The organism is Microcoleus sp. BM001215392, assembly GCF_036700185.1.
Taxonomy (GTDB): Bacteria; Cyanobacteriota; Cyanobacteriia; order Cyanobacteriales; family Microcoleaceae; genus Microcoleus.
In genome coordinates this window covers 1-11,659 of sequence record NZ_JAUBOJ010000233.1, presented here as the reverse complement: position 1 = coordinate 11,659, position 11,659 = coordinate 1, and the positions used below count along the sequence as shown (strand labels likewise).

General features: G+C 44.0%; 5 protein-coding genes. 1 reads left to right on the top strand and 4 read right to left on the bottom strand.

Going from position 1 to position 11,659, the window contains the following annotated elements; genetic code table 11:
* Positions 1–212 precede the first annotated feature (212 nt).
* From trpE to QT974_RS21985, 4 genes are all read right to left on the bottom strand, one after another.
* On the bottom strand, positions 213–1,760 hold the full coding sequence (gene trpE / locus QT974_RS22000) for an anthranilate synthase component I (RefSeq protein ID WP_333470549.1): 1,548 nt from the start codon (positions 1,758–1,760) through the stop codon (positions 213–215).
* Between the two features lie 154 nt (positions 1,761–1,914).
* Positions 1,915–2,778, bottom strand: coding sequence for a GNAT family N-acetyltransferase (locus tag QT974_RS21995; protein ID WP_333470548.1), 864 nt, complete (start codon positions 2,776–2,778; stop codon positions 1,915–1,917).
* 406 nt (positions 2,779–3,184) lie between these two features.
* Entirely contained in the window at positions 3,185–3,610 is a 426-nt protein-coding gene (locus QT974_RS21990) for a photosystem I reaction center subunit II PsaD (RefSeq protein WP_333470547.1), read from the bottom strand.
* 388 nt (positions 3,611–3,998) lie between these two features.
* Complete coding sequence (locus QT974_RS21985) at positions 3,999–4,499, bottom strand: peptidoglycan-binding domain-containing protein (RefSeq protein WP_333470546.1); 501 nt, start codon at positions 4,497–4,499, stop codon at positions 3,999–4,001.
* A gap of 1,200 nt (positions 4,500–5,699) precedes the next feature.
* On the opposite strand from QT974_RS21985, the gene QT974_RS21980 reads away from it, so the two are divergent.
* Positions 5,700–11,570, top strand: coding sequence for a protein kinase domain-containing protein (locus QT974_RS21980; protein ID WP_333470545.1), 5,871 nt, complete (start codon positions 5,700–5,702; stop codon positions 11,568–11,570).
* The last annotated feature ends 89 nt before the right edge of the window (positions 11,571–11,659 follow it).

The following is an 11,659-nucleotide window of genomic DNA, read 5'->3' as shown; positions in this document are numbered from 1 at the left end:
TCTCGTTTATCGCCGAGGCCCGATCCCCCTAAATCCCCCTTAAGAAGGGGGACTTTGAGATATTCCAGTCCCCCCCCCTTAAGAAGGGCGATTTTGAGAAGACTCCAGTCCCCCCCTTAAGAAGGGGGACTTTGATAACTTCCAGTCCCCCCCTTTTTTAGGGGGAGTAGGGGGCAAGCTAAGGGGGGATCGAGCCGAATCGTCATAACTCGCTACTTCAAACAGCGAATAGCCTGCAACATACCCCGGGCTTTATTGAGAGTTTCTTCATACTCCATATCCGGGTTAGAATCGGCCACCAAACCAGCACCGGCTTGCACAGAAACCGAATGTTTGTCACCACCCTGCGATTGAACAACCATAGTGCGAATTGTAATCGCACTATTCAACTGTCCCTCAAAATCATAATACCCGTAAACCCCAGAATACGGGCCGCGACGGCAACCTTCCAAATCGTGCACAATTTCCATCGCCCGAATTTTTGGAGCGCCGCTAACCGTACCAGCAGGAAAACCAGCTTTCAACAAATCCCAAGCCGTCTTATCTTCAGCCAATTCTCCGATTACATTGCTCACAATGTGCATCACATGAGAATAACGCTCAATTCCCATCAATTCATCAACTTTGACAGTACCATTCCGGCACACTCTGCCTAAATCGTTCCTGCCCAAATCAACTAACATCACGTGTTCCGCAATTTCCTTCGGATCTTGCAGCAATTCCGCAGCCAAAGCATCATCTTCTTGAGGAGTTTTGCCCCGGCGGCGCGTACCCGCAATCGGCCGCAAAGTTGCCATCTTTTTGCCGTCAGCCGTATTTTCGGCTTTCACCATAATCTCGGGACTAGAACCGATAATCTGCCAATCTCCAAAATTAAAATAAGCCATGTATGGAGAAGGATTGATCAGGCGCAAAGAGCGGTAAAGTGCAAAAGGATCGCCGCTATATTCAGCCTCCAGTCGCTGCGAAATCACTACCTGAAAAATATCTCCGGCTTTGATATAATCCTTGGCTTTCAATACATTTTCACAATACTTGTCGCGGGTGGTATTGCTGCTGTAAGCTAATTCTGTATTTTCAGTTGTGGAACTGGCATCTTGCCCGTAACTCGGCGGAGTCCATTCTATCAGAGTAGATTGTTGTGAAAGCGGCGATTTCAGTTTATCAACTAACTGAGAAACCCGATCGCACGCTGCCCCATAGGCCTCGGCCAAATCAACGCCAGTCTCGCGCAAATCCGCATAGGCGATCGCCCAAATTTTCCGCTTCACCTGGTCAAAAATCAGCAAATTATCAACCTGCATCCACAACCCATCCGGCAAATCATTCTCGCCCGCCGGATGCACTGGAACTCGCGGTTCAATCCACTTAATTAACTCGTAACCCCAAAAACCGAACAACCCGCCAATTCCCGGCGGTAACTGCGGCAATTTCACTGGTTGATAAGACTGCAAACATTTAGTTAAAACCGCAAATGGATCGCCCGCAAACACCTTTTGGGAACCGTCGCGGTAAACTTGAGTTGTGCGATCGCCCCTAGCCTCCAAAATCCACAGCGGATCGCACCCTAAAAAACTATAACGCCCAATTTTCTCTCCACCTTCTACCGATTCCAGCAGAAAACTGTAGGGTTGACCGGCGCAAACCCGATACCAAGCAGAAACAGGCGTATCCAAATCAGCCACCCATTCTTGATACACGGGTACAAAATTGCCTTGTTTCGCCAGTTCTGAAAAATGTGAGAAATCGGGAAATATCATAAAGTAGAAGGAAGAAGGAAGTTCGGCAACGGATTATGTAACGGATGTAATGGATGTAACGGATGTAACGAATTTCAGTCCGAAGGAAGAAGACTAGACAGCAAGCTTTTTAGGGATTCATATTTTATGTTTAATTAAGTGGATTTAATTACAATCAATAAACAAAAGACGGAAACCAACATCCCTCGGGCGATTGGTACTCGCCAACAGCCATCACCGCCATCGGCTTGACGGCGCGCAGCCCTTGTTGCAAACACCAGCGAAACAAACTTGCATACCTCAGCGGTAAGTGAAAAGCCATCACTTCTTGGCCACTGTACGCAGCAGCCCCCAAGAGCAAGACCTGCATATCTGCCTCGGTTTCGGCGACGCTGTGACCCAAAGTAGATATCGCACAAGTATAAGCCACAATCCGACCTTGCTGGCACGCAACTAACGGACAATAATTATTTAGGGCGTCTTCAATGTCGGAAGTTCGATCGCACCCACAGAGTTTTTGGCACAAAGCCGCGCATTCGCCCACATCCTCCCTAGCCATCGGCCGCACCTCAAACCCATACTGCGGCGGACTGTGGAACTTCCCCTCCATTAACACGAAAGGTTCCTTCACCTCAAAACCCAGAGAAGCGTACAGCGACAGCGAGGCCATGTTGAAAGATTCTTGCACCAAACGAATGCCTACAGCATCCTGTCCCCGTTCCAGTAAGGCTTTCATAATTTCTCGCCCGGCGCCGCGGCCTTGAAAAGTGCGATCGACACTCACAGGCGCAATACCGCGAATCGGGTTGCGTTCATCGATAAAACCGCAGCCGACAACCGCACCGTCACTCTCGGCTACAACGCCAAAAAACGACGGATTTTCGATCCAAAACCGAGTGATTGGGGCCGCCAACTCTACCGTTATAAAATCTGTGTGAGGGAAGCAGTGGCGATCGGAAATACCTTTAAAAGCTTCATAATTAATGCGAGCGCAAACATCGATATCAGAAATCTGCGATCGCCTGATTGCGACATTCATTTTTAATTTTAACGATTAATTCTTAATTCTACCAATTTAAAACGAAATAACAGTATTCTTCCCCCCTTTATAAGGCGGGGCTAGGGGGTCTTCGAGTGTTGCACAATTTTAGATAAATGGTATTAGATTGGAAGTTGGCAGTATAGCTGAGCCCTGCCCATTGCTGCCCAATTAACCCTAAAAACCTTTGTATTCTCTCTCGCTTTTATCCGAGTTTCGATCCCCCTCAGTCCCCCTTCAGAAGGGGGAGGAAAGAGAATGCTCTTGTCCTATCCTTTTTTAAGAAGGAGACGAAAGAGAATGCTCCTGTCCCCCCCCTTAAGAAGGGGTGCTAGGGGGGATCGGTCTTAACTGAGTCCCAAATAAGCAATATTACTTATGTTTTGCTCAGCAATGCAGTCATGACCTAAGGATCGTAGGTCTTCTTACCGGTGAACTTCACCTTAATCGGATTCGGATTGCTGCCAATATTGCGGTCAATCTTACCGTTGTAGGGACGACCTTCGTTCACCTTCTCAGGGAACACGCCATCCTTGGGATGCAGGTACTCAGTAGAACCGTCAGGAAAAACGCGGTAAATTTTGTAGTTCGAGATTTTGAATTTCGCCCGCAGTTGCTGGCCGCCCAAAGCGATACACTGCTCTTTCCGAGGCAGATACAGCAAGTTGTCGCCTTGACGCATAATCGCAGCGCCACCTGTAGGCATTTCAAACACTTGTTCCTTGGGGCTAGTCCAAGTGATAGCATACTTCTCTTCAACTAGCGCCTTGGTCAGCAAGCCGCCGGTGCTGCCGCCGAAGATGGGGGGTTGTCCAGTCAGTTCTTCTGCCATAGATATATCCAAAGGATTTTTACGGCATCGTATCATCGCCACTGTACCCTGTTCTCGAAATTGTAAGGAAAGTTAACAGTTTTTTGCCGATCGATCTTTTTTGATAATTGATAATTAGTAATTAATAATTGATAATAGATCGTTTCTCAGAAAGATGATGTGCTGTCGGCCTCCGCGGCCTCCGTGCCCTCTGTGGGCATACCTCACCACGCGATCGAACCGCTATAGGTAATTTATACCAAACTTAGAAAACAGAATTCTCTCTTCACTAATCCCAACAAAAACATCTCCAACAAACCGCAATGCTTCGGGTGCTTGTCGCGTACCCGAAGCATTGCACATTCGCCCAATTCCCCCCACACACATCGCACAATTTACCGCGCCCAGCCTAAGTCAAAAACCAATTCGGGTCATAGCCGCGCGGAATTTGACTCAAAGCAGTCCAAGTTTCTCGATCGACAATCCCGTCGGCCTCAATCCCAAAGCTTTTTTGAAATGCCCGAACAGCCCGATCCGTTAAAGTAGAAAACACGCCGTCAATCTCGCCGTCGTAGTGCTTGGAAACCCTCAGCACTGCCTGAACAGTAGTGACTGCTTCCCCAGAACTGCCGAATTTTAGATCCGGCATATTCACAGGACTTTCAGTATAAAGCGCCTGCCAAGTCAGCGGCCCGACAATGCCGTCCGGCGACAAGAAAACCCGAAACTGAAACAGTTTTACCGCAAATTCAACTGATGAGTTAAAAATTCCTTTTGCGGGTTGCCGGTAAACGCGCAACTTGGTGAGCAGTTGTTCGAGTTCCAATACCGCTTGACCTTGAGAACCTAATTGCAGTTGTGGCTTGTTGGCGATAGCTTGGGTAGATTTCATCTTGGTGGTAAATGACATATAAATTTTCTGCACTTCTAGGTTTGAGTATTCTGATGGCAAAAAAGTCTTTCCGGGCCAAATATTGGCATTCTCAACTTTTCACGAATCCAAACTGGCGCCCGCGGGTTTCTCAACAGATTCGATCGACTTTTAGCGTCTCAGGAGTTCTCCACGCGAGACTTCTGCTAGAAATATCCCAGTAGTACAGCGGTATCAAAAGCCTAAATTTTGCCGGAAAACTTGGTTTAAGAGGCAAACGCATCTTGAATTTGCTTCGATACTTTCCATCCTCAGACCCAACACCGCCGGCCCGCATCACCTGCAAGACGGATATCTCCGCGCGAGTCGATTGAAGATTTGAGATTTAATCGGCAGATTAATCGGGGAGCACGAACAGGCGCCAGCCGAAAAGTCGGTCGTTGAATCTAAAATTTTCGCTTTCTGACACGAGTCTCAGAAAGCAAGTCTCCGTTGCTTGGGCGGGGCGGGGCGGGGTATGGTGGCGACGGGTTTTGCTGTGAAAATTTTTCTGTGGTATCCTGCATCGATCGAGACTTACGCCCTGAAACAATCTCAGACCAAGTTTTTTTAACTTAATTGCAGGGTTTTAACAACTATTTTATTTTTAAAAACGTTTTTTTTCGCAACTATTGTTAAGCCAGCGCCAACAGCCGCCGACAACCAGACTTGTTAGCTAAGTAATCTCCGCAGCATCCACCATAAAATGAGAGTTTACAGCTAAGTAATATCCACAATATACACCGGCAATTATATTATTATGCAAAAAAAGCCAGGGGTGAAGACTCCTGTAACAACAAGGTATTTTTCTGATTATTCTTGGTCTCAAGCAACCGTCAAATTCTGCAATTGCTTTGGGCCGCTCCCCACAACCAGAGCCTTATCTATTCGCTCACTTGATATTATAAAACTTTCCTAAAATATTTTAAAAAAATCCGCAGATGATGGTAGTATTTCAGTTAAACCATGTAACACTTCCCCTACAACAAAAAAAATCTAGGGTGGGAATTTCTAGGTTGAGTGACCGATTTAAACAAAAATACCAGTCAATACGTAAGTAATTTTAAATTTGTGGGCTGTATCGATACATCGCTTCAACCTGCTTGTTTGCTACAGTCCCAACCCCGCCATTCATCTTGTTTGCATAGGTGGGATTCTCAAATTTTGAATAGATTTATAATCAAGGGAGAAAAATAAGCTATGCTGCCAGCTTCAGGGCTTTTTGGCTACACATTACAAGAACTCATTCACCAAGGAACTAGCACAGTTATTTATCGGGGAATATCCACAGCAGAACAAAAAATAGTCATTCTCAAAATTTTAAACACCGACTGTCCAACCCTAGAACAGGTTGCCCGTTTTAAACACGAACATCAAATCACCCAACATCTCGACAGTCAGTACATCATCAAAGTCCACCGACTCGAATCTCATCAAAATCACTTAGTCTTAGTGTTGGAAGATATCGGAGGCATTTCGCTAAAACAATGGATCGATATTCCCAAAAACCAAGCGCAATTTCCCAGCTCAAAAATTGACGATCGCACAAATCATCTATTCTCTATAGCCAATTTCCTTGACACGGCATTAGCCTTGGCAAAAGCTTTAGTATTCCTGCATCAAAATCAAATAATTCACAAAGACATTAAACCGCACAACATTATCATCAACCCGGAAACACAGCAAGTAAAAATTGCTGATTTTAGTATCGCTTCGCGGTTAAAAAAAGAACAAACCGAGTTAAAAAATCCCGATCGCCTAGAAGGAACTCTGGCGTATATGTCGCCCGAACAAACCGGGCGGATGAACCGCCATTTAGACTACCGCAGCGATTTCTACTCTCTCGGTGTCACGTTTTACGAATTACTTACAGGACAATTACCATTTACCACCAACGACCCATTAGAAATGGTACACTGTCACATCGCCAAGCAACCTCCTCCCCTACAAAAATTAAACGCACAAATTCCCTCTGTTTTGACCCAGATTGTAGAAAAACTCATGGCAAAAAATGCCGAAGATAGATATCAAACTGCCAGAGGACTGTTAGCAGATTTAGAACTATGCCAAAATCAAATCGATAAATTAGGTACAATTTCTAACTTTATTCCCGGACAAGTAGATGCCCTGAGTCAGTTGTCAATTCCTCAGAAACTCTACGGACGAGAAACCCAAATAGCCCAACTATTAGAAGCCTTCGATCGCACTAGCAAAGGCAGCAGTGAAATTGTCTTGATCGGCGGCTACTCGGGTATTGGAAAATCTGCATTAGTGCATGAAATTGTCCGCGATATAACGAAAAAACGCGGCTATTTCATCTCAGGTAAATTCGATCAATTTAAGCGGAATGTTCCCTACGCTTATTTCATTCAAGCAATGCGCAATTTTGTGCAGCAAATTTTAATAGAAAGCCCAACTCAGCTAGCAGTATGGCGACAAAAACTACTAGACGCTTTGCATAAAAATGCTCGAATTGCGATCGATGCCATCCCGGAATTGCAATTGATTGTGGGCGAGCAACCTCCCGTACCAGAACTCGGTGCTGTTGAGTCTCAAAAGCGCTTCAACCGAGTCATGAACAAGTTTATCCAAGTTATTGCTACAGCCGAACATCCTCTAGTAATGTTTGTCGATGACTGTCAGTGGATAGATGCTGCAACAGTCAACTTATACCAACACAATTGCACCGAAAAAACCCCTTATTTGCTGGTTATTTTTGCTTTTCGAGATCGCGAAGTAAGTCCAACACATCCCTTCATGCTGTTAATTGAGACAATTCGTAGCGCACAAATCCCGATCGCAAATATTGACCTAGAACCCTTAGGAATTTTAGATGTCAATCGATTAGTTTCTGAAACTTTGAATTGCTCTCCTAGAAAATCGGCATTGCTGGGAAAATTGCTGATGGAAAAAACTCACGGAAATCCATTTTTTTTAAAGCAATTATTTAAATCCCTATATCAAGAAAAACTGCTAACTTTCAATGTAAATACGGCTGATTGGAAGTGGGACATCAAACAAATTAAGCAGCAGGATATTTCGGAAAATGTAGTTGATTTAATGGTGAAAAAAATTAAGCACTTATCAGGTGGAACTCAGAAAATTTTACAGTTAGCCGCGTGTATCAACAACCAATTTAGTTTAGAAATCTTGTCAATATCAAGCGCACAATCTTTGACGAAAACAGCACAAGATTTGTGGGAAGCCCTAGAAGTAGGATTGATTTTACCTGTAGACGGCGCCTATCGAATACCGCAAGTATTTGAGCAGCAAGAATTAGAAAAATTAGGTAAAATAGCAAGCCAAGTGCGCTACAAGTTCTTGCACGATAGAGTGCAACAAGCTGCTTATGTCATGATTTCCGACTCTGAAAAACAATCTGCGCACTGGAAGTTGGGACGATTGTTGTTGCAAGAAATTAATCAATCCCAACGTCAAGAACATATTTTTGATATTGTAAATCATTTGAACTTTGGGCGGAATTTAATTGCTAATCCTCAAGAGCTTTATGAATTAGCCGATTTAAATTTACAAGCAGGTAAAACTGCTAAATCTGCTTCAGCTTTTGCAGAGGCACTTACTTTTTTTCAAAGCGGGTGCGACTGTTTGCCAGTGTCAAGTTGGCAAGATAATTATGCCTTGAGTTTGACGCTAAATTTAGAACTGGGTGAAGCTGAATATTTAAACGGCAATAATCATGCAGCTTTAGCAATCTTCGATCGGATTCTGCCCCAAACTCAGACTTTGTTAGAACAGTGTGCGATCGCTGAATTAAAAATAACTTGTCTGCGGATGAAGAATGATTTATTGGCGGCTTATCAGCTAGGGATTGATACGTTAAAAATGTTGGGGGTTGAGATTGAACCTTACCCGGATGATGACTTTTTAGCCCGGGAGCTAGCCCAGACTAAGAGGATGATTGGTCGATCGCTCAATAGATTAGCAGATTTACCAGAACTTACCGAGCCGCAGCCGCTCGCAGCTCACCGGATTTTGAAAGAACTTTTCCCGATCGCCTATTTTACCAGTCCCAACGCTCAATATCTCTGCGCCATGAAGTTTGTGCAAACAAGCATTCAATACGGCAATTCCCAACTTTCCGCCTTTGGTTACACTTTATATGCGTTTACGTTGGTCAATAAATATCGCGAAATCGAGGCCGGTTGCGCCGCCGGAGAACTCTCGCTCAACCTCTACGAAGCCTGCGACAATAAAGAGTTAGGCGCTTGTATTTTTCATATGTGGGGTGCTTTAACTTTACATTACATGAAATATATCGACGAATGCAAGCCTTTTATGCTAAAAGCTTTCAATAGCGGTTTAGAAACAGGTGCTTATCAATGGTCGGGATATGCTTCGATTAATTATCTCTGGGTTTGCTTTTTTGGGAACGAGTCTTTGACCAAAGCTACAGAAATTTCTGATAAATTTATTCCCGTGCTGTCAAAAATCGATCGCAATATGCTAGCTTATCACTTGCTCAACAAAAATGCGATCGCCAAACTCACCACCCCACCAGAAACCGCTGGAAACCCCGAAACCTTCATCGACGAACACCAGCTTTTAGAATTTGCAACATCCTCTGCCGATCTCACCACCGCGTTTGTAATTTATCTTTACAAGCTCACCCAGGCTAATTGGTTTGGCGAGGTAGATTTGGCATTAGAATATGCTCTGACAGGTGCGGAATTTGTCAAAGGAGGTGCCGGGCATTTTGTCAACCCAGTTTTTCACTTCCATCACGCGATCGCCCTAGCTGCTGCTTGTACAATAGCCGATGATGCCGAGTCCAAACTCTACCGAAAACAACTCAATATTACTATGGAGAAGTTTCGAGATTTGGCAGAACACTGTCCTGCAAACTACCTGCACAAATATTCATTAATTCAGGCAGAAATCGCCAGGCTGTCAGGAGACAGCTATACAGCAGCACAACATTACGATTGGGCGATCGCCTCCGCCCTCAAAAATGGATTCGTCCAAAATGCTGCCCTAGCCAATGAACTAGCCTCTCGATTTTACATAGCAGAAAATCGTTGCAATCTCGCTAAAATTTATCTGAATGACGCCCGCTTTTGCTACATGGAATGGGGTGCAACTGCCAAAGTTCATCAATTAGAACAATCTCATCCGGATTGCTTTAACACAATCAGCGACGATCGGATCGCCATAACTACAACTGCAAGTACAGCCGCCGATGCCAACATTTTTGATTTAAAAACAGTAATCAAAGCATCTCAGGCAATTTCTAGCGAAATCGTTTTGGAAAAATTGTTAAAAAAACTGCTGCATATTATTTTAGAAAATGCAGGCGCCCAAAACGGATGTATTCTTTTAGAAAGAGACGGGTACTTGTTCGTCGAAGTTTCGGATAGCGATCCGCAGGATTATGCAATATTTGAAGAATTGCAGCCAGTCAAAAAGAACTACCAAGTGCCTCTTTCTATAGTCAATTACGTGGCGAGAACTCAGGAACCTTTGGTTTTAGTCGATGCAACTCAAGAAACACTTTACCAATTCGACACCTACATTCAAAATCACCAACCCAAGTCAGTTTTGTGCGCCCCCATGGTATATCAAGGAAAGTCGATGGGTATAGTTTATTTAGAAAACAACTTAGTAGCAGGAGCTTTCACTAACGAAGGTTTGACACTTTTAGAAATCCTGGTAGCACAAGCAGCAATTGCGATCGCAAATGCGCGCTCCTACGCCAGCGAACAAGATAAATCCCGCCAGTTAGCAGAATCCCTAGAAAACCTGCAACAATCTCAAATCGAACTCGCCCAAAAAGAAGAGGAGTACCGCACTATTTTTGAGACTGTAGTTGACGGACTTACCTTAATGGATTTGGAAACCGGGAAAATTGTGGCAGTAAACCCGGTAGCGTGCGAAATGTACGGTTATTCTATGGAGGAATTCTTGAGCTTAAATCCTTTAGAGCTCCTGCACCCAAAGTACCTACATTTATTCGATGAGTTTATCAAAACCGTCAGCTTGCGCCAAGAATTTTATTGTGAAACTGTGGTATTGCGAAAAGACGGTACACAATTTGACATTGAGATCAGATCAAAATTTTTTGAATACAGAGGGAAACCCCATGCTTTGTCAATTGGTCGCGATATCAGCCAGCGCAAAGCAGCGGAACAAGCTTTACAAACATCAGAAGCTCAACTCAGAGATAAAGCTAAAAATTTAGAAGCCATACTGATCGAACTGCAACAAACTCAAGCACAATTAGTTCAAACTGAAAAAATATCCCAACTCGGACAACTGGTGGCTGGAGTTGCTCACGAAGTTAACAATCCTATTGGCTTTATTTCTGGGAACTTGCACCACGTTCAAGAATACATTAATGATTTAATTAATTTGGTCAATCTTTATCAAAAAACTTTTCCCGAACCAGGTTCGGAAATTCAACAGGAAATTTCATCTATCGAGCTAGAATACCTATTAGCCGACTTGCCAAAAACTACCGCGTCAATGAAAATGGGAATCGATCGTATCCGCGATATTATGCAATCTCTGCGCAACTATTCCCGCACCGACAGCCTGCAAAAAAGAGCCGTTGACATCCATGAAGGCCTAGAAACTACTTTAATGATTTTGTCTCACCGACTCAAGGCGAAAAACAACAGACCAGCAATTAAACTTATTAAACATTACAGTAACTTACCACAATTACAATGCCATCCGGGACAACTCAATCAAGTATTTATGAATTTGATTGCTAATGCGATCGATGCTCTGGAAGAGTCCAACGCGGGCAAAACCTACGCCGAAGTTGAACAAAATCCGAATATAATTATGATTTCTACGGTAGGTGTTTGCCAGCAAGAACCGGACATCATCGACACGATTGTCATTCAGATTGCTGACAATGGACTGGGAATGCCGGAATCAGTGACAGAAAAATTGTTTACGCCATTTTTTACAACCAAAGCAGAAGGCAAAGGTACGGGATTGGGACTGTCTATTTGCTATCAGATAGTAACTGAAAGACATGGGGGAACTTTGGAATGTTTGTCTTCGCTACAAGGTGGGACAGAGTTTGTGATTAGTATTCCGATGTAGGGAGTTATTGGTGATTGGTTGTTTGTTATTAGTTATTGGTTGTTTGTTATTGGTGATTGGTTGTTTGTTATTGGTGATTGGTTGTTTGT

Excerpts from the sequence above, each read along its gene's own strand:
- QT974_RS21980 (WP_333470545.1), top strand. The coding sequence starts at position 5,700 with ATGCTGCCAGCTTCAGGGCTTTTTGGCTACACATTACAAGAACTCATT.
- QT974_RS21990 (WP_333470547.1), bottom strand. The coding sequence starts at position 3,610 with ATGGCAGAAGAACTGACTGGACAACCCCCCATCTTCGGCGGCAGCACC.
- trpE (WP_333470549.1), bottom strand. The coding sequence starts at position 1,760 with ATGATATTTCCCGATTTCTCACATTTTTCAGAACTGGCGAAACAAGGC.
- QT974_RS21985 (WP_333470546.1), bottom strand. The coding sequence starts at position 4,499 with ATGTCATTTACCACCAAGATGAAATCTACCCAAGCTATCGCCAACAAG.
- QT974_RS21995 (WP_333470548.1), bottom strand. The coding sequence starts at position 2,778 with ATGAATGTCGCAATCAGGCGATCGCAGATTTCTGATATCGATGTTTGC.